The 17806-nt window shown below is 74.8% G+C and carries 16 protein-coding genes and 1 tRNA gene; 13 read left to right on the forward strand and 4 right to left on the reverse strand.

What is annotated here, in order from left to right; all coding sequences use genetic code 11:
- Positions 1 to 60: 60 nt before the first annotated feature.
- The 7 genes from PV350_RS05455 (at position 61) to nrfD (ending at position 8630) form a co-directional block, all read left to right on the forward strand.
- Positions 61 to 438 carry a DUF2255 family protein gene (locus tag PV350_RS05455; RefSeq protein ID WP_500333031.1) on the forward strand — a complete coding sequence of 126 codons (378 nt, stop codon included), beginning with the start codon at positions 61 to 63 and terminating at the stop codon, positions 436 to 438.
- Position 439: 1 nt separating this feature from the next.
- Complete coding sequence (locus PV350_RS05460) at positions 440 to 1111, forward strand: SDR family NAD(P)-dependent oxidoreductase (protein WP_500333032.1); 672 nt, start codon at positions 440 to 442, stop codon at positions 1109 to 1111.
- 159 nt (positions 1112 to 1270) lie between these two features.
- Positions 1271 to 2011 carry an SDR family NAD(P)-dependent oxidoreductase gene (locus PV350_RS05465; RefSeq protein ID WP_500333033.1) on the forward strand — a complete coding sequence of 247 codons (741 nt, stop codon included), beginning with the start codon at positions 1271 to 1273 and terminating at the stop codon, positions 2009 to 2011.
- A gap of 29 nt (positions 2012 to 2040) precedes the next feature.
- A complete protein-coding gene (locus tag PV350_RS05470; RefSeq protein ID WP_500333034.1) occupies positions 2041 to 3210 on the forward strand; it encodes a cysteine desulfurase family protein in 1170 nt (389 codons plus the stop codon).
- A 94-nt stretch (positions 3211 to 3304) separates the two neighbouring features.
- Positions 3305 to 6598 carry a formate dehydrogenase gene (gene fdh / locus PV350_RS05475; protein WP_500333035.1) on the forward strand — a complete coding sequence of 1098 codons (3294 nt, stop codon included), beginning with the start codon at positions 3305 to 3307 and terminating at the stop codon, positions 6596 to 6598.
- On the forward strand, positions 6595 to 7614 hold the full coding sequence (locus tag PV350_RS05480; RefSeq protein ID WP_499509305.1) for a 4Fe-4S dicluster domain-containing protein: 1020 nt from the start codon (positions 6595 to 6597) through the stop codon (positions 7612 to 7614). Before fdh ends, PV350_RS05480 begins: the two co-directional genes overlap by 4 nt.
- Entirely contained in the window at positions 7611 to 8630 is a 1020-nt protein-coding gene (gene nrfD, locus PV350_RS05485) for an NrfD/PsrC family molybdoenzyme membrane anchor subunit (protein ID WP_499509306.1), read from the forward strand. Before PV350_RS05480 ends, nrfD begins: the two co-directional genes overlap by 4 nt.
- Before the next feature lie 384 nt (positions 8631 to 9014).
- On the opposite strand, the gene PV350_RS05490 is transcribed toward nrfD, so the two are convergent.
- The gene (locus tag PV350_RS05490) at positions 9015 to 9776 is read right to left on the reverse strand and encodes a MerR family transcriptional regulator (protein WP_499509307.1); all 762 of its coding nucleotides are present in this window, start codon (positions 9774 to 9776) and stop codon (positions 9015 to 9017) included.
- A gap of 199 nt (positions 9777 to 9975) precedes the next feature.
- Between PV350_RS05490 and selA the strand changes: the two genes are divergently transcribed.
- Together selA and selB are read left to right on the forward strand one after the other, a co-directional pair.
- Entirely contained in the window at positions 9976 to 11322 is a 1347-nt protein-coding gene (selA, locus tag PV350_RS05495) for an L-seryl-tRNA(Sec) selenium transferase (protein ID WP_500333036.1), read from the forward strand.
- A gap of 1 nt (position 11323) precedes the next feature.
- Positions 11324 to 13120 carry a selenocysteine-specific translation elongation factor gene (selB, locus tag PV350_RS05500; protein WP_499509309.1) on the forward strand — a complete coding sequence of 599 codons (1797 nt, stop codon included), beginning with the start codon at positions 11324 to 11326 and terminating at the stop codon, positions 13118 to 13120.
- Positions 13121 to 13145: 25 nt separating this feature from the next.
- Here selB and PV350_RS05505 read toward each other — a convergent pair.
- Positions 13146 to 13238: transfer RNA gene (locus PV350_RS05505), tRNA-Sec, on the reverse strand.
- A 78-nt stretch (positions 13239 to 13316) separates the two neighbouring features.
- Between PV350_RS05505 and selD the strand changes: the two genes are divergently transcribed.
- From selD to PV350_RS05525, 4 genes are all read left to right on the forward strand, one after another.
- The gene (selD, locus tag PV350_RS05510) at positions 13317 to 14345 is read left to right on the forward strand and encodes a selenide, water dikinase SelD (RefSeq protein WP_500333037.1); all 1029 of its coding nucleotides are present in this window, start codon (positions 13317 to 13319) and stop codon (positions 14343 to 14345) included.
- Positions 14346 to 14433: 88 nt separating this feature from the next.
- A complete protein-coding gene (locus tag PV350_RS05515; RefSeq protein WP_499509311.1) occupies positions 14434 to 15387 on the forward strand; it encodes a threonine/serine dehydratase in 954 nt (317 codons plus the stop codon).
- Positions 15388 to 15451: 64 nt separating this feature from the next.
- Complete coding sequence (locus PV350_RS05520) at positions 15452 to 15685, forward strand: hypothetical protein (RefSeq protein ID WP_499509312.1); 234 nt, start codon at positions 15452 to 15454, stop codon at positions 15683 to 15685.
- Positions 15686 to 15720: 35 nt separating this feature from the next.
- Positions 15721 to 16047, forward strand: a complete 327-nt coding sequence (locus PV350_RS05525) for a YcxB family protein (protein ID WP_500333038.1) — start codon at positions 15721 to 15723, stop codon at positions 16045 to 16047.
- Here the strand turns inward: PV350_RS05525 and PV350_RS05530 are convergent.
- Both PV350_RS05530 and PV350_RS05535 read right to left on the reverse strand, forming a co-directional pair.
- Complete coding sequence (locus tag PV350_RS05530) at positions 16001 to 16660, reverse strand: TetR/AcrR family transcriptional regulator (protein WP_499509314.1); 660 nt, start codon at positions 16658 to 16660, stop codon at positions 16001 to 16003. The two genes, PV350_RS05525 and PV350_RS05530, sit on opposite strands and share 47 nt — an antisense overlap.
- Before the next feature lie 25 nt (positions 16661 to 16685).
- Positions 16686 to 17789: a DNA alkylation repair protein gene (locus tag PV350_RS05535; protein ID WP_500333039.1), complete on the reverse strand. Its 1104-nt coding sequence runs from the start codon at positions 17787 to 17789 to the stop codon at positions 16686 to 16688.
- Positions 17790 to 17806: the final 17 nt, after the last annotated feature.

Consider the following 17806-nt stretch of genomic DNA (forward strand, 5'->3'; position numbering starts at 1 on the left):
GTCGATCATTGCAGCAGGACGCACGGACCTGGTTCCCGCCACCGCCGAGGAGTCGCGCCGATGACGACGTGGACGAAGGACGAACTGGACCGCATCGAGCACGCCGACGAGCTCGCCATCGCGCCGCGGCGTAACCCCGGCACGCTGGACCCGCCGACCACCATCTGGGTGGTCCGCGACGGCGCCGACCTGTACGTACGGGCCTACCGTGGGCGCGGCGGCACCTGGTTCCGCGCCGCGCAGGCGCGGCACGAGGGCCGGATCACCGCCGGCGGCGTCGAGCGGGACGTCACCTTCGTCGAGGTCGACGACCCGGACGTCAACGAACGCCTCGACGCCGCCTACCGCGGCAAGTACGGCCACTACAGCGCGGAGTACGTGGAGCCCATGGTGGCCGGGACCGCGCGCGCCGCGACGCTCAAGCTCGTGCCGCGCTGACATGACGACCATGGTCATCGTCGGGGCGGGGCAGGGTCTGGGCGCCGCCGCGGCACGCCAGTTCGGCTGCGACGGCTTCGACGTCGCGCTCGTCTCCCGCGACCAGGACCGCGTGGACTGCCTGGCGGCCGACCTGGACAAGGACGGAGTGACCGCGCGGGGGTTCGCCGCCGACGTCCGCGACCCGGTCGCCCTCGGGGCCGCGCTGGACGCCGCCGCGGCAGCGCTCGGGCCGATCGAGGTGCTGCAGTACAGTCCGGCGCCGCACCGGGACTTCATGAAGCCCCTCCTCGACAGCACGCCCGCCGACTTTGCGGGACCGCTGGAGTTCTCCCTGTACGGCGTGGTCACCGCCGTCCACGCGGTGCTGCCCGACATGCGTTTCCTGGGCCGGGGCACGATCCTCTTCGTCAACGGCGGCAGTGCGGTACGGCCGCTGCCGGCCCGCGCGGGGACCTCCGTGGCGTACGCGGCCGAGACCGCCTACGCGCGGATGCTGCACGACACGCTGGCCGCCGAGGCCATCCACGTCGCGCAGATGATCATCCCCGGGGTCATCGCGCCCGGGCATCCGAGGAACGATCCGGCCGCGCTGGCGCGCACCCTGTGGGCGATCCACCGGGAACGGACCGGGTTCCGGCACTTCGCGGGCGTCCTGGAGGGAGAGGGCTGAACGACGGCGCGGTGACCACCGGGCCGCGGCGGCGGCCGCCCCGAACGGCCGCCCGGGCGGCGAGCCGACCTCGGGGGTGACGGTACGTGAGGTAGACAACCAGCGCGGACACGGAGCGTATGTGTCCGCCACTCATTTCACCGCCCCGAGGAGCCAGCCGTGACCCAGGAGTTCTCCGGATCCACCGCCCTCGTCACGGGCGCCACCGCGGGGATCGGGCGGGGGGTCGCGCTGCGGCTGGCGGCACTGGGAGCCGAGGTCGTCGTCCACGGGCGGGACGCGGAGCGCGGTGCGGAGGTCGTCGCGGAGGTGGCGGACGCGGGCGGGCGCGCCCGGTTCGTCGCCGCCGACCTGTCCGACCCCGGCGACGTGCTGCGCCTCGCCGAGGCGGCGGGCGCGGTGGACGTGCTGGTCAACAACGCGGGCATCTACCGGTTCGCGGGCGCCGCCGACACCACGGCCGGGATGTTCGACCTCCACATGGCCGTCAACGCCCGCGCGCCCCTGCTGCTGGTCGGGGCCCTCGCGCCCGGCATGGCCGCGCGGGGCCGGGGTGCCGTCGTCAACCTGAGCACCCTGGCGGCGAGCGTCCCCGCCCGTGGGGCCGCCGCCTACGGGGCCTCCAAGGCGGCGCTGGAGCTCATGACCCGCGTGTGGGCCGACGAGTTCGGCGCCCGCGGAGTACGGGTGAACGCCGTGGCCTCCGGTCCTGTCCGCACCCCCGGAACCGTCGGGATGGGCGAGGACGCGCTGGCGGCCGTCGCGCGGAACACCGTCCTGGGCCGGGTCGCCGAGGTCGACGAGATCGTCGAGGCAATCGTCTTCCTCGCCTCGGACCGCGCGGGATACGTCACCGGCGCCGTCCTGGACGCGTACGGCGGTCAGCCGGCGATCGGCTGACCGCACCCCCTCCGGAAGGACCCTCGCCCATGAAGGTGCCGCCGCATCCCGGCCTCGGCGGGGACCGCGTCTACCTGGACCACAACGCCACCACGCCCGTCGACCCGAGGGTGGTGGAGGCCATGGGGCCCTGCCTCACCACCGGGTTCGGCAACCCCTCCAGCGGGCACGCCTGGGCCGCGGAGCCGGCCGCGGCGCTGGCGCGGGCGCGCCGCCAGGTCGCGGCGCTCATCGGGGCGACCGCGGAGGGGATCGTGTTCACCGGTTCGGGGTCCGAGGCGGACAACCTCGCCCTGCGCGGTGCGGTGCTCGCCGCGGGTACCGACCGTCCGCATGTGATCACCCAGGTCACCGAGCACCCGGCGGTGCTGGAGACCTGCCGCGCACTGCGGCGGCTGCACGGGGTGCGGGTGACGTACCTGCCGGTGGACGGGGAGGGCCGGGTCGACCCGGCCGCGCTGGCCGCGGCCCTCACCGGGCGCACCGTGCTGGTCTCCGTCATGGCCGCCAACAACGAGACCGGCACCCTGCAGCCCGTCGCGGAACTCGCCCGGCTCGCCCGCGCCCGGGGCGCGCTGTTCCACTGCGACGCCGCCCAGGCCGCCGGGAAGGTCCCGCTGGACGTGCGCGGGATGGGGGTGGACCTGCTGACGGTGGTGGGGCACAAGATGTACGCGCCGAAGGGGGTCGCCGCCCTGTACGTGCGCCCGGGGATCCGCCTGGAGCCCCTGGTGTACGGGGGCGGGCAGGAGGGCGGGCTGCGGGCCGGCACCGAGAACGTCGCCCTCGCGGTGGCGCTGGGGGCCGCCGCCGACCTGGCCGGCGCCGAACTCGCCGACGGCGGGGCCGCGCGGGCCGAGGCGTTGCGCGACCGCCTGCACCAGGGCCTGACGCGGGCGCTGCCCGGCCGGGTCCACCTCAACGGGTCCGTCCGCCACCGCCTGCCCACCACGCTGAACGTCAGCATCGACGGCGTCCCGGCCCACGAACTGCTCGCCTCGGTGCCCCGGCTCGCGGCCTCCACCGGCTCGGCCTGCCACAGCGGCAGTCGTACGGCGTCCCCGGTGCTGCGCGCGATGGGCCTGGACGAGGCCCGCGCCCAGGCCGCCGTACGCCTGTCGGTGGGGCGCTGGACCACCGCGGACGACGTTGACCGTGCTTCCGGGCTGCTCGCCGCGGCCGCCGGCGCCCTCGCCTGAACCGGGAGCCGCCACGGACTTGCGGGCGGCCCCCCGAGCGGTAGCGTCGAAAAGGCGGATGAAGGGCACGGCCCCCGCACGAAGGAGCACGCGGATGGGCGTGAAACGGTGGATCGAGGCATGGCCGGTGTACCGGCAGCTCACCGGGACGGACCCGCTGGGCCGGGGGAAGGCCGCGCAGTCGGCCCGCTCGGCCACGCTCGGGGCCCGCACGGAGAGCGCCGACCGGGTGGCCGGCTCGGTGTGTCCCTACTGCGCCGTGGGCTGCGCGCAGCGGGTGTACGTCAAGGACGAGAAGGTCGTCCAGATCGAGGGCGACCCCGACAGCCCGATCTCCCGCGGCCGGCTGTGCCCGAAGGGCTCGGCCAGCAAGCAGCTGGTCACCGGGCCCCAGCGGGAGCAGCGGGTGCTCTACCGCCCGCCGTACGGCACCGCCTGGCAGGAGCTGGACCTGGACACGGCCATGGACATGGTGGCCGACCGGGTGCTCGACGCACGGCGCAAGGGCTGGCAGGACACGGACGCGGACGGCAGGACGCTGCGCCGCACCATGGGCCTGGCCAGTCTCGGCGGGGCGACGCTGGACAACGAGGAGAACTACCTCATCAAGAAGTTGTTCACCGCCCTGGGCGCCCTGCAGATCGAGAATCAGGCCCGCATTTGACACTCCGCCACGGTTCCCGGTCTGGGAGCCTCGTTCGGACGTGGCGGCGCCACCGACTACCAGCAGGACCTGGTCAACTCCGACTGCATCGTCATCATGGGATCCAACATGGCCGAGGCCCATCCGGTCGGGTTCCAGTGGGTCGTCGAGGCCAAGGCGCGCGGCGCCAGGGTCATCCACATCGACCCGCGGTTCACGCGGACGAGCGCGCACGCGGACCAGCACGTCACCATCCGGGCCGGCACCGACATCGCGTTCCTCGGCGGCGTGATCAACCACGTCCTCGCGCACGACCTCGACTTCCGGGAGTACGTGGAGGCGTACACCAACGCGCCCTTCCTGCTGGGCGAGCGCTACCAGGACACCGAGGACCTGGACGGGCTGTTCAGCGGGTACGACCCGCACACCGCCGCGTACGACGCGTCGAGCTGGACGTACGCGAGCGTCCCGGCGGAGGCCAGGCCGGGTCACCATGCGAAGGAGACCTGCGAGCCCTACCAGCACGGCGCCAAGGGCCCGTTCGTCGAGCACGCCACCGGCCGGATCGCATCCGACCCCACGCTGGAGCACCCGCGCTGCGTGTTCCAGGTGCTCAAGCGGCACTTCTCCCGCTACACCCCCGAGATGGTGGAGCGGATCTGCGGCGTGCCCCAGGAGCTGTTCCTCCAGGTGTGCCGGGCCTGGACGGAGAACTCCGGCCGGGACCGCACCACCGCGCTGGTGTACAGCGTCGGGTGGACCCAGCACTCGGTGGGCGCCCAGTACATCCGGGCCGGGTCGATCGTCCAGCTGCTGCTGGGCAACATCGGCCGCCCGGGCGGCGGGATCTTCGCGCTGCGCGGACACGCCAGCATCCAGGGCTCCACCGACGTGCCCACGCTGTTCAACCTGCTGCCGGGCTACCTGCCGATGCCGAACGTCGCCCACGAGGGCCTGGCCACGTACCTCGACGGCATCCGAGGCCGTGGGCAGAAGGGCTTCTGGGGCAACGCCGACGCCTACACGGTCTCGCTGCTCAAGGAGTACTGGGGCGACGCCGCGACCGCGGAGAACGACTACTGCTTCGACTACCTGCCCCGGATCAACGGTGACCACGGCACCTACCGCACCGTGATGGACATGGTCGACGGCGGGAAGGTCTTCGGCTACTTCCTGCTCGGGCAGAACCCCGCGGTCGGCTCGGCCCACGGCCGGCTGCAGCGCCTGGGCATGGCGAACCTCGACTGGCTGGTCGTCCGCGACCTCACCATGATCGAGAGCGCCACGTTCTGGAAGGACGCGCCCGAGATCGAGACCGGGGAGATCGCCACCGAGCGGTGCCGCACCGAGGTGTTCTTCTTCCCCGCCGCCTCGCACGTGGAGAAGGCCGGCACCTTCACGCAGACGCAGCGGATGCTCCAGTGGCGCGACCAGGCCGTCGAACCCTCCGGGGACCAGCGCTCGGAGCTGTGGTTCTTCCACCGACTGGGCGTGCTGCTGAAGGAGAAGCTGGCCGGCTCGACCGACGAGCGCGACCGCCCCCTGCTGGACCTGGCCTGGGACTACGAGACGGAGGGCGACGAGCCGTCCCCGGCGGACGTGCTGCGCCACATCAACGGCATCGACCTGCGCACCGGCCGCACGGTCGACGGCTACCTCGACCTGAAGGCCGACGGCACCACCGCCTGCGGCTGCTGGATCTACAGCGGCGTCTACGCGAACGAGACCAACCAGTCCCGGCGCCGGACCTCCCGCTTCGAGACGGGCCCGTACGACGCCGAATGGGGCTGGACCTGGCCGCTCAACCGCAGGGTGCTGTACAACCGCGCCTCCGCCGACCCGCAGGGCCGGCCCTGGAGCGAGCGGAAGAAGCTGGTCTGGTGGGACGCGGAGGCGGGTGAGTGGACCGGCCACGACACCCCGGACTTCGAGCGGAACAAGCCGCCGGACTACCGGGCACCGGAGGGCGCGTCGGGCGTCGAGGCGCTCGACGGCGACGACCCGTTCATCATGATGCGCGACGGGAAGGGCTGGCTGTTCGCCCCGGCCGGGCTCGCGGACGGCCCGCTGCCCACGCACTACGAGCCGCACGAGTCGCCGATGCGCAACCTGCTCTACGGCCAGCAGGGCAACCCGGTGCGCAAGGTCTACGGTCGCCCCGACAACCCGTCCAACCCGGCTCCGCCCGAGGCGCATTCCGAGGTGTTCCCGTACGTGTTCACCGCGGCACGGCTGACCGAGCACCACACGGCGGGCGCGATGAGCCGGCAGCTGCCCTACCTGGCGGAGCTCCAGCCGGAGTTGTTCGTGGAGGTCTCGCCGGAGCTGGCGGCCGAGCGCGGGCTGCGCCACCTGGACTGGGCCCATGTGGTCACCAGCAGGACCGCGGTCGACGCGCGCGTGATGGTGACCGACCGGATGGCGCCGCTGCGCGTCGACGGACGGGTCGTCCACCAGGTCTGGATGCCCTACCACTGGGGCCAGACCGGGCTCACCAAGGGCGACGTGGTCAACGACCTGATCGGCGTGGTGGCCGACCCGAACGTGTTCATCCAGGAGAGCAAGGTGCTGACCTGCGACGTCCGGCCCGGGCGGCGCCCGCGGGGGCCCGAACTGCTCGCGTACGTCGAGGACTACCGCCGCCGCGCCGGGATCACGCCGGAGACCGGCACCCGCATAGCGACGGCCGGCGGCCGCGCCGAGCGGGCGCACCTCGAACCGGACCCGCCGGAGGAGCCGTCATGACCCACGACAACAGCTTCCACGGGCCGCTCGCGGACCCCGCCGAGGACGCCGGCCACCGCGACCACCCGCCGCGCATGGGCTTCTTCACCGACACCTCCGTGTGCATCGGCTGCAAGGCGTGCGAGGTGGCCTGCAAGGAGTGGAACGCCATCCCCGAGGACGGCATCGACCTGCTGGGCATGTCGTTCGACAACACCGGCATGCTCGGCGCGAGTTCGTGGCGGCACGTGGCCTTCATCGAGCAGCAGCGCCCGCTCGGCCGCCAGGACGCGGGGCTGGCGGGGCTGCCCGTGGGCCCGTCCTCAACGGAGGCGACGGAGGAGGTGGTGGCCGACGCCCTGGAAGTCGCGAAGCGCGGTGGCGGCGACCTGGGCACGGCCCCGGTGGACCTGGGCTTCCCCTCCTTCGACCTGCCGGGCGCCGGGACGGGCGCGGAGGCCCGTACCGAGTTCCGCTGGCTGATGTCCTCGGACGTGTGCAAGCACTGCACGCACGCCGGCTGCCTGGACGTGTGCCCCACCGGTGCGCTGTTCCGCACCGAGTTCGGCACGGTCGTCGTCCAGCCCGACATCTGCAACGGCTGCGGCTACTGCGTGTCCGGCTGCCCGTACGGCGTCATCGACCGGCGGCCCGACGACGGCCGGGCCTGGAAGTGCACCATGTGCTACGACCGGCTCCGCGACGGCATGGAACCGGCGTGCGCCAAGGCCTGCCCCACCGACTCCATCCAGTACGGCCCCCTTGACGAGCTGCGCGAACGCGCCGACCGGCGCCTGGAGACGCTGCACGAAGCGGGGGTGCCCGAGGCCCAGCTGTACGGACGCGACCCCGGCGACGGGGTCGGCGGGGACGGCGCGTTCTTCCTGCTGCTCGACGACCCGGAGGTGTACGGGTTCCCGCCGGACCCGGTCGTGCCGACCCGCGACCTGGCCTCGATGTGGAAGCACGCGGGCGTGGCGGCGTCGGCGCTGCTCGCGGCCTCGGCCGCGGTGTTCCTCGGCGGGCGGCGGCGGTGAGCGGCGACCGGGCCGTGCGGCGCGGCCGGGGCGGCCGCGACGACGACGGGAGCCGCGAACGCCCCGTGGTTCCGCGGGCCACGTTCCGCTCGTACTACGGGCGTCCGGTGCTCAAGCCGCCGGTGTGGGAGTGGAAGATCCCCGCGTACCTGTTCACCGGCGGGCTGTCGGCCGGCGCCGCGCTGCTCGCGGCGGGCGCGGACCTGACGCGGCGTCCCGGGCTGGCCCGGGCGGGCCGGGTCGGCGGCTTCGGTGCCCTGCTCGCGAGCATGTACCTGCTCGTCGCGGACCTCGGGCGGCCGGAGCGCTTCCACCACATGCTGCGGGTCGCCAAGCCGAGTTCGCCCATGTCGGTGGGCACCTGGATCCTCGTCGCGTACGGGCCGGGCAGCGCCCTGGCGGCCGCGGCCGAGGTGCTGCCCGCGGGCGTGCGCGCCACGCTGCCCGGGAAGCTGCTCCGCGCGGCCGCCCGCCCGGCCGGACTGTCGGCGGCCCTGCTCGCGCCGGGCGTCGCCTCGTACACGGCCGTGCTCCTGTCGCAGACGGCCGTACCGGCGTGGCACGACGCCCGTCGCGAGCTGCCGTTCGTCTTCACCGGCTCGGCGGCGGCGAGCGGCGCGGGCCTGGGCATGCTCCTGGCCCCCGTGGCCGAGGCGGGCCCCGCGCGGCGGCTCGGCGTGGTCGGCGCGGCGGCCGAGGTCGTCGCCTCCCGCCTGATCGACCGGCGCCCGGGCCTGGTGACGGAGGCCTACACCACGGGCCGGCCGCACCGCCTGCGCAAGGCGTCCGAGTACCTCACCCTGGGCGGTGCGCTCACCGCACTGACCCTCGCCCGGCGCAGCCGCGTCTGCGCCGCCGTGGGCGGACTGGCCCTGATGGCGGGCAGCGTGCTGCAGCGCTTCGGCACCTTCGAGGCGGGCGTCACCTCGACGAAGGACCCCGCCTACGTGGTGAAGCCCCAGCGCGAACGCCTCCAGGCACGCGCCGAGGGCGACGACGGTCCCGCCGGGACGTGAGGCGGGCCGCCCTCACCCTGGCGGTGCGATGACCGTGCCGACCTCGCCCGGCGCAGCCGCACTGCGGCTCGACGTGGTCGGTACGGCGGCCGAGATCGCTGCCTCCCGGCCATCGACCCGCGAGCGGGCCCGTGACGGAGACGGACTGCGGACGGCATCCGCGTGCGTCACACTGGGCGGCGCGCTCACCGCACTGGCCCGTGCCCCGGTGCCGCCACCACCGCGGCCCCGGCACCGGTGCGTGTGCGGACGGCGCTGTGCCCGGTGGTGCAGCGCCATGAACGGACGACGCCTCCTCGGGCCGTTCCCGCGCCCGCCTGCGAGCCGGCGCGGTTCGGCCCGGCCGCCGGGCGTGGCACGCCTCCCCTACCGGGGCCCGGGTGCTCAGCCCAGCCGGGAGTCGGCGTAGGCCAGGTTGACGTCGCGCTGGTAGGCCGCGAGGCCAGGCGCGATCGCCTCGTACGCGGTGCGCCACTGCTCGTTGTCGACGCAGGCGCGCCCGATCGCCCGGTACTCGTCGGCGGTGACGGGGCGCATTGCGGTGAGCGCGCGGTACTGGGCGTCGGCCTCGGCCTGGGCGGGTGCCCCGTCGGCCGGGACGCCCGCGGCCATCAGTTCGGCCAGCCGGATCATCTGCGCGGTGCGCTCGCGGTGCCCGGCGTCGATCTCGGCCTCGCTCATGCCGGCGGTCCTGCGGGCGACCGCTTCGGCGTGCTCGGGGAAGTCGCGCAGGCTCTCGCCGTACTGGTCCGGCCGCACGCCTTCGAAGAGGTTGTCGGGGCGGTTGATGGCGTCCATGGGTGTGCCGTCCTTCCTGGACTTCTCCAGTCCGGCGATCGTGCGGGAGACGGTGCGGGCGAGTGCGTCGAGCCGGTCCCGTTCGGCGAGCAGCCGCCGGTGGTGCCCGCGCAACGCGTCCACCTCGTCGACCTGACGGGCGAGGACCCGGCCGATCTCGGGCAGGCCGAGCCCCAGCGTCCGCAGGACGAGGATCTGCTGCAGCCGCAGGAGCTGCGCCTGCCCGTAGTAGCGGTGACCGCCGGCGCCGGTCCTGGCCGGCGGCAGCAGACCCGTCTCGTCGTAGTGCCGCAGGGTCCGGGCGGTCACGCCGGACATCCGGGCGACCTCCGCGATCGGCCACTCCATCACCGCTCCCTCACGACCGCTTCCTCGGGCCGGTCCCTCCGGCCCTCGTCAGGACGGTAGAAGTTGCCGCTGCGGCAACCGCAAGCCCCGGACCACAGCATCCCGCGGCACCGGGCTGCGCGCCGGTGTGGCGGGAGCGCTCCGCGGCCACCGCCGCCGTACCCTTGGCCGCAGCCAGGCCAGAGCGAAGGTGCTGCTGATGGACCGCGACCCGACCTCCACCGCTCCCTCCCCGCCCGCCGACGCGCGCCGCCGGGTGCCACGCACGGACACGCTGCTCGCCGACCCCCGGCTCGCCGCGGCCGCGGAGCGGCTCGGGCGGACCGTGGTCAAGGACGTGGTGGCCGGGGTGCAGGAGCGGGCGCGGTCAGGGGAGGTCCCCGTCGACGAACTCGCCGAGCGGGCCGTCGCGGCGCTCCCGGCGACCGCCGCCGGGCTGCGTCCGGTGCTCAACGCCACCGGCGTGCTGCTGCACACGAACCTCGGTCGTGCCCCGCTGTCGGAGGCGGCCCGCGACGCGGTGCTGGCCGCCTCCGGGACGACGGACGTGGAGCTGGACCTCGCCACCGGCGCGCGCTCCCGCAGGGGGCGTTCGGCGCTGGAGGCGCTGCTGCGGCAGGTACCCGCCGCCGAGGCGGCCCATGTGGTCAACAACGGCGCCGCGGCGCTGGTGCTGGCGGCCACGGCGCTCGCACAGGGCCGGGAGATCGTCGTCAGCCGCGGTGAGCTGGTGGAGATCGGGGACGGCTTCCGGCTGCCCGACCTGCTGGTCTCCACGGGCGCCCGGCTGCGCGAGGTGGGGACGACCAATCGGTCCGCGCCGGAGGACTACGCCGCGGCCGTGGGACCGGACACCGGGTTCGTCCTGAAGGTGCACCCCTCCAACTTCCGCATCACCGGCTTCACGCGGGACGTGCCCGTCGCGGAACTGGCGCGGCTCGGCGTGCCCGTGGTGGCCGACATCGGTTCCGGGCTGCTGGTGCCCGATCCGGTGCTGCCGGACGAACCCGACGCGACGAGCTGGCTGCGCGCGGGGGCCTGTCTGGTCACCGCCAGCGGCGACAAGTTGCTGGGCGGACCGCAGTGCGGCCTCGTGCTGGGCCGCGCCGACCTGGTGCGCAGGCTCGCCCGTCACCCGCTGGCCCGTGCGCTGCGCGTGGACAAGCTGACCCTGGCGGCCCTGGAGGCGACCGTCCGCGGCCCCGCCACCCCGACCCGGACGGCGCTGCACGCCGACCCCGCGCGGCTGCGGGACCGCGCCGGACGCCTCGCCGCCGGGCTGCGCGCCGACGGGTTCGACAGCCACGCGTGCGAGACGCAGGCGGTCGTCGGCGGTGGCGGTGCGCCCGGCGTCACCCTGCCCAGCGCCGCCGTGTCGCTGCCCGCCGCGTACGCGGTCCTGCTGCGACGGGCCGATCCCGCCGTGGTGGCCCGCGTGGAGGAGGGCCGGTGCCTGCTCGATCTGCGGGCGGTGCCGGAGGAGGCGGACGAGGAGCTGGCGGTGGCCGTGCGCCGGGCCGGCATCCTGCCGGGGACGGGGGGCTGACGTGCACGTCGTCGCCACCGCGGGCCACGTCGACCACGGCAAGTCCGCGCTGCTGCGGGCCCTGACCGGGATGGAGCCCGACCGCTGGGCGGAGGAGCGCCGGCGCGGCATGACGCTGGACCTCGGGTTCGTGTGGACGCGGATCCCCGGCGCGGGGGACGTGGCCTTCGTGGACGTGCCCGGCCACGAGCGCCTGGTGGGCAACATGCTGGCCGGTGTCGGCCCGGTTCCCGCGGTGCTCTTCGTGGTCGCCGCCGACCAGGGCTGGCAGCCGCAGTCCGAGGAGCACCTCGCCGTCCTGGACGCCCTCGGCGTGCGGCACGGTGTCCTGGCCGTCTCCCGCTGCGACCTCGCCGATCCCGACGCGGCACGCAAGGAGGCCGTGGCCCGCATCGCGGAGTCCTCGCTCGGCGACGTGGAGTGCGTGGCCGTCAGCCCCGTCACCGGCGCGGGCCTCGACGCACTGCGGGCGACCCTGGTCCGGCTGGCGCGCGGGCTGCCCGCCCCCGATCCGGCGGCGGACGTACGGCTGTGGGTCGACCGCGCGTTCACCGTGCGGGGCCGCGGCACGGTCGTCACCGGCACGCTCGCGGCGGGCACCGTCCGGGTCGGCGACCACCTCCATCTCGCCCGTGACGGAAGGCCGTTGCGCGTGCGGGGCCTGGAGTCCCTGAAGGAGCCGCGGCAGGAGGTGGGCGCCGTCGCCCGGGTGGCGGTGAACGTCACCGGGCCCGCGGCGGGCGACCTGCGGCGCGGGGACGCGCTCCTCACCCCGGACCGCTGGCTGACCACCGACCTCGTCGACGTGCGGCTGCGCGGTGACCCCTCCGGCGACCTGCCCCGCGAGCTCATGCTGCACGCCGGCTCGGCCGCCGTGCCGGTGACGGTCCGTCCGCTCGGTAAGGACAGTGCGCGCCTGCGGCTGGCGACGGCGCTGCCCCTACGGGTCGCCGACACGGCACTGTTGCGTGACCCGGGGCGGCACCGCATCCCCGCGGGGCTCACCGTCCTCGACGTCCGTCCGCCCCGCCTGACCCGCCGCGGCGCGGCGGCGGCGCGGGCCGCCGAACTCCGGTCCTTCGCCGGGGTCGCGGACGGGCCGGCGGAACTGCGCCGCCGTGGCCTGGTCCGGCGCGCGGAACTGCTCGCCATGGGGGTCCCGGCACCGGGCGACCCGGTGGCGGGCGACTGGCTGGCGGACCCGGAGCACTGGGCGGCGCTGCATGAGCGGCTGCGGGAGACGGTCGAGGAGCATGCCGTAGGTCACCCGTTGGAGCCGGGCATGCCCTTGGAGGCAGCCCGCCAGGCGCTCGGCCTGCCGGACCGTTCCCTGGTGGAGGCACTCGCCTCGGCCGTAGCGGGCCTGCGGCACGGCGACGGCAGGCTGTACGGGAGCCACGCGCGCCCGACGCTGCCACCCGCGGCCCAGGCCGCCGTCGAGGCGGTGCGCGCCGATCTGGCACGTACGCCGTTCCGCGCGCCGGAGGCCGAACGGCTGGAGCGGCTCGGGCTGACCCCGAAACTCCTGGCGGCGGCCGAATCGGCGGGCGCGCTGCTGAGGATCGGCGAGGGCATCGTGCTGCTGCCGGGCGCGGACGCGCGGGCGGCGGCCGTACTGGCCGGGCTGGAGCAGCCGTTCACCGCGAGCGAGGCGCGCCGGGCCCTGGACACCACCCGCCGCGTCGTCATCCCCCTGCTGGAGCACCTGGACCGGCAGGGCTGCACCATCCGGCTGGACGGTGCGCTGCGGCGCTGCGCGGGGTCCCCCGACGCGGAGGAGGGGAGCGATGCGCGGTGAGACACGGAGACGGCGGACCGGCCGGCGGAGACGGACGGGAATCGAACCCGCCTGCCCGAGTTGCTCGGACACCTCGGTTTTGAAGACCGGGAGGGCCACCAGGCACCCTGACGTCTCCCTGCCGGGCCGGACGCCCATCGAACCTCCGGCCCCCACCCAAGTCAACGCGCCACACGGCGGAAGGACCACCACAGCCATGACGCAAACCGGCGTCCGGCAGGACAGCGTGCGGCTGACGCAGTACGCCCACGGCGGCGGCTGCGCCTGCAAGATCCCCCCGGGGGAACTGGAGCAGATGGTGGCGGGGCTGACCCCCGGGGGCATGGCGGGCGCCCTCGGGGACGACCTGCTCGTCGGCTTGGACACCGGCGACGACGCCGCCGTCGTCCGGTTGCCCGGCGGATCCGGCGGGCGGGCGGTGGTGACCACCGCCGACTTCTTCACCCCGGTGGTCGACGATCCGTACGACTGGGGGCGGATCGCCGCCGCCAACGCCCTTTCCGACGTCTACGCCATGGGCGGCACCCCGCTGGTGGCCGTCAACCTCCTGTGCTGGCCGCGGGACGTCCTGCCGCTGGAGCTGGCCCGGGAGGTGCTGCGCGGGGGGCTGGACGTCGCGGCCGAGGCGGGCTGCGCCGTGGGCGGCGGCCACAGCGTCGACGACCCGGAACCGAAGTACGGCATGGCCGTCACCGGCACCGCCGACCCGGACCACCTGCTGCGCAACGACGCCGGCCGGCCCGGCGTGCCGCTGTCGCTGACCAAGCCCCTGGGACTGGGCGTCCTCAACAACCGCCACAAGACGACCGGCGAGGTCTTCCCGCAGGCCGTGCGGACCATGACCACGCTCAACCGCGACGCCGCCGAGCAGGCACTGGCGGCGGGCGCGGTGTGCGCGACCGACGTGACCGGCTTCGGGCTCCTGGGCCACCTGTACAAGCTCGCCCGCGCCTCCGGGGTGAGCGCCGTGATCCACGCCTCGGGGGTCCCGTACCTCGACGGCGCCCGGGAAGCCGCGACGGACGGCTACGTCAGCGGCGGCACGCGCCGCAACCTGGACTGGGTCGCCCCGCACACCGACTTCGGCGGCGCCGACGAGGTGACCCGGTTGCTGCTGGCGGACGCCCAGACCTCCGGCGGCCTGCTGGTGGCCGGGGAGGTGCCCGGTGCCCCGGTCATCGGGGAGCTGGTGCCGGCCGGTGAGCACCCGCTCGTCCTCCGCTGATCGTCCGGCCGGCGGCCCGATCTTCCGGAACAGTGGTTGTTACACTGTTTCTCCGGACGACGACTCCATCACCCGCCCGGAGAGAACCGTGACCATCACCCACGCCGACGTACGGGCCGCAGCCGCCCGCATCTCCGGGCACATCCGCCCCGTCACGCTCGCCCCGGTGGACCAGGGGGCGTTCGGCGCCGCCGTACAGGGCGTGCTGGCACTGGAGTTCATGCAGCACACGGGGTCGTTCAAGGCGCGCGGTGCGTTCAACTTCGTCCGCAGCCACGTCGAGCGGGACGCCATGCCCGAGGCCGGCGTGGTCATCGCCTCCGGGGGCAACGCAGGCCTGGCGTGTGCCTGGGCCGCGGCCCGGCACGGCGTCCCCGCCACGGTCTTCGTCCCCGAGACGGCGCCCGCGGTCAAGGTCGGGAAGCTGCGCGACCTTGGCGCGGAGGTGCGCCAAGTCGGCAGCGAGTACGCCGAGGCCCTGGAGGCCTCGCAGAAGTACGCCGCCGAGAGCGGCGCGCTGGAGTCCCACGCCTACGACCATCCGCTCATTGCGGCCGGGGCGGCGACCTTGATGGAGGAGATCGTCGCGGCGCTCCCCGGCCTGGACACGGTGGTCGTCGCGGTCGGGGGCGGCGGACTGTTCGCCGGGGTCGCGGCCTCCGCGCTGGAGCACGGGGTGCGGGTGGTGGCGGTGGAGCCCGAGGGGTCGTGCGCGCTGCACGCGGCCGTCGCGGCCGGCGAGGTGGTGGACGTACCCGTCCACTCCGTCGCGGCGGACTCCCTGGGCGCGCGCCGGGCCTCCCGCACGGCCCTGGAGTGGGCGCTGAAGGACGGCGTGCGCTCCGTCCTCGTCCCCGACGAGGCGATCGTCGCGGCCCGCCGTACGCTGTGGGACCACCGCCGCCTCGCCGTCGAGCACGGCGCCGCGACCGCCCTCGCCGCCCTCACGTGCGGCGCCCACCGGCCCGCCCCCGGCGAGCGCGTCGCCGTCATCGTCTGCGGGGCCAACACCGATCCGTCGGACCTGACGCGCGCCGCCTGACGTCCTGTCCGACAGGGGGTCACGGCACTGGCGCCCTCCGCCCCCCGGGCGGTGGAATGCCGCGGTGACGAACGACATGCACACGACGGACTCCGGCGAGGCCGGGCAAGCCGACGACGGCGTACGAGCCGTCGAGTTCACCTGGCTGCCGGGCAAGGACGACATCGCCGAGCTGCTCGGCGCGCAGAGGTGCCGCCTCGAGCTCTGGCGTGGCCCGCTGTTCTTCGCCGCGGCCATGGTCGCGGTGATCGCCGGACTGCGGGTGTTCCCTCCGATGCGGCCGACATCGCCGGTCTGACCGCCGCCGGCGGCCTGGGAACGCTGACCTGGCTCGTGGCCGGAGTGTTCGACCTGCGGCGCCAACTGCGGAAGGCGACCGCGTACGCCCGGTCCCAGGGCGAATGCACCATCACCGTGGACGACGACGGCATCCGCACCGCCTCCGCCCTCACCGAGTTCAAGGTGCCCTGGACGTCGCTCACCCACTACGTCGAGACGCCGCGGCTCTTCGGCAGCTTGAGCCTGCTGCCGAAGTGGGGCGTGGGCGGCGGACCGGAGGTGGAAGGGCTGCGCACGATCGTGACCCGGCACCTCGGCCCACGGCCGCGTGCCGTCAGCGGTGCCCGGCCGGTAGGTGCTCGGCGCCGGCGGCGTGGATGAGGGCCCGCAGCGCCTCGTAGTAGACCTCGTGGTCGACCAGGGCGGGGAGGACGACGTTCATCGCACCGGTCAGCGTGGGGAAGTCCTCGGGGTCGAGCGCGGCCAGGGCCGTGCGGGCTGAGGCGACGACCTTCTTCTCGTCGCGCTGGTCGCCGAAGGCGACGGCGCCGAGCGTGAGCAGGTAGAGCCGGCGGTAGACGCGGATGGCCGTCCCGGCGTCCATGCCGGCGGCGACGCTGTGGGCCATCTGCGGCTCGACGAGCCGGCCCAGCATCTGCGGGCCCAGCCAGGAACGGCCGGCGCGCAGCGCCACCAGTCCCGGGTGCCGGGTGAGCAGGCGGTACAGGCCGGTGAAGCGGGTTTCCGTCGCGACGGCCCAGTCGCCCTCCAGGGGCACCAGGGCCAGTGACGCGGCGACGTGGTCGGCGCAGGCGCTCAGCAGCCCGTCGAAGTCGCCGCAGCGCCGGAAGACCGTGGCGTGCGAGACGCCGAGGCGCGTGGCGACGGCGCGGAAACTGAGCCCGGCGGGCCCGTCCTCGTCGATGACGGCGAGCGCCGTCTCCGCGACGGCGTCCAGCGTCGGCTGCTCGGCGGCCGCCTGCTTCCTCTTCACACGCCACAGCGTATCGAGCGGTGTGTCAGACGGTGACGACGTCGAAGGGCACCTTGCCGCGCGACTCGCCGTTGACCTGCAGTTCGAGGGAGTGCTCCCCGGGGTGGAAGACCCGGGTGCTGATCGGCTTGAACGAGCGGGTGCCGGTGTGTTCGCTCCGCTCCCCCGGCTGGAGGGTGCGGGTCGTCAGCTTGTAGACCTTGGGCGCCGTGGTGCCGTTGGCCTTGCGGTAGTGCACGACGTAGTCGACGACGAGGCGGAGCGGCGTTTCGCCGTGGTTCTCCAGGGTGAAGGCGAAGCGCAGTTCCCCGCCCACCTCGACGACGGGCCGGGCCACGGAGGGCCCTTCGACGGTCAGGCCCGTGGCGGGCTCGAACCCCAGCAGTGCCAGGGCTCCTTGGTCGCCGCGCTTGACGGCGGTGCGCAGCGCGTGGCGGACGAGCCGGGGCGTGTGGGTGTCGGGGGCCACCGACCACCGCCGGGCCGTCTCCACGGCCAGGTCCACCCGGGCGTGGCTGATGTCGTTGACGTGGTTGGCGACGGACCTGCGGACGTACTCCGAGGGGTCCTTGTAGAGAGCGCCCAGGATCGGCAGGGTCGCCTCGGGCCGGGCGAGGATCGCCGGTACGCGCACCGCCCACGGCAGGCGGGGGCGGGTTCCCTCGCTGGCCAGGCGGCGTACGTGCTCGTCGGGGTGTTCGGTCCACCGGGTGACGACGGCGAGCGCCCGGTCGAGGTCGGCGTTGAGCAGGCGGCGGATGGCGAACTCGGCGGTCAGGCGCGGGGTCAGGTCCGCCAGCAGGTGGAGTCCCTCCTCGAAGGCCGTGCCCTCGGGGGTGCCGGAGGCGAGGGCGGCGACCGCCTCGGTGACCGGCCAGATCATCCAGCCGGTGAAGCGCGGGTCGGGCAGCGCAGCCCGTACGACGGCCTCCAGGGCCGCGGGATCGGTCGGGCCGGAGGCGAGCATCGCGTCCCGGACGAGGTCGCTGCGTTCACGCAGTGCCAGGCCGTCGAGCGCCGGAAGTGCCTCGCGCACCGCGGCGGCCATCGGTGCCTGGCCGGCCGACGCCAGGCAGTCGGCGAGCCCGGCGACGGCGGCGGGGCCGAGCAGTTCGTCCGCGGTGGGCACGGGACCTCTTCCTCCGG

Source organism: Streptomyces sp. PA03-6a, assembly GCF_033792765.1.
GTDB lineage: Bacteria > Actinomycetota > Actinomycetes > Streptomycetales > Streptomycetaceae > Actinacidiphila.

Excerpts from the sequence above, each read along its gene's own strand:
- PV350_RS05455 (WP_500333031.1), top strand. The coding sequence starts at position 61 with ATGACGACGTGGACGAAGGACGAACTGGACCGCATCGAGCACGCCGAC.
- PV350_RS05460 (WP_500333032.1), top strand. The coding sequence starts at position 440 with ATGACGACCATGGTCATCGTCGGGGCGGGGCAGGGTCTGGGCGCCGCC.
- PV350_RS05470 (WP_500333034.1), top strand. The coding sequence starts at position 2,041 with ATGAAGGTGCCGCCGCATCCCGGCCTCGGCGGGGACCGCGTCTACCTG.
- PV350_RS05480 (WP_499509305.1), top strand. The coding sequence starts at position 6,595 with ATGACCCACGACAACAGCTTCCACGGGCCGCTCGCGGACCCCGCCGAG.
- PV350_RS05490 (WP_499509307.1), bottom strand. The coding sequence starts at position 9,776 with ATGGAGTGGCCGATCGCGGAGGTCGCCCGGATGTCCGGCGTGACCGCC.
- selA (WP_500333036.1), top strand. The coding sequence starts at position 9,976 with ATGGACCGCGACCCGACCTCCACCGCTCCCTCCCCGCCCGCCGACGCG.
- selD (WP_500333037.1), top strand. The coding sequence starts at position 13,317 with ATGACGCAAACCGGCGTCCGGCAGGACAGCGTGCGGCTGACGCAGTAC.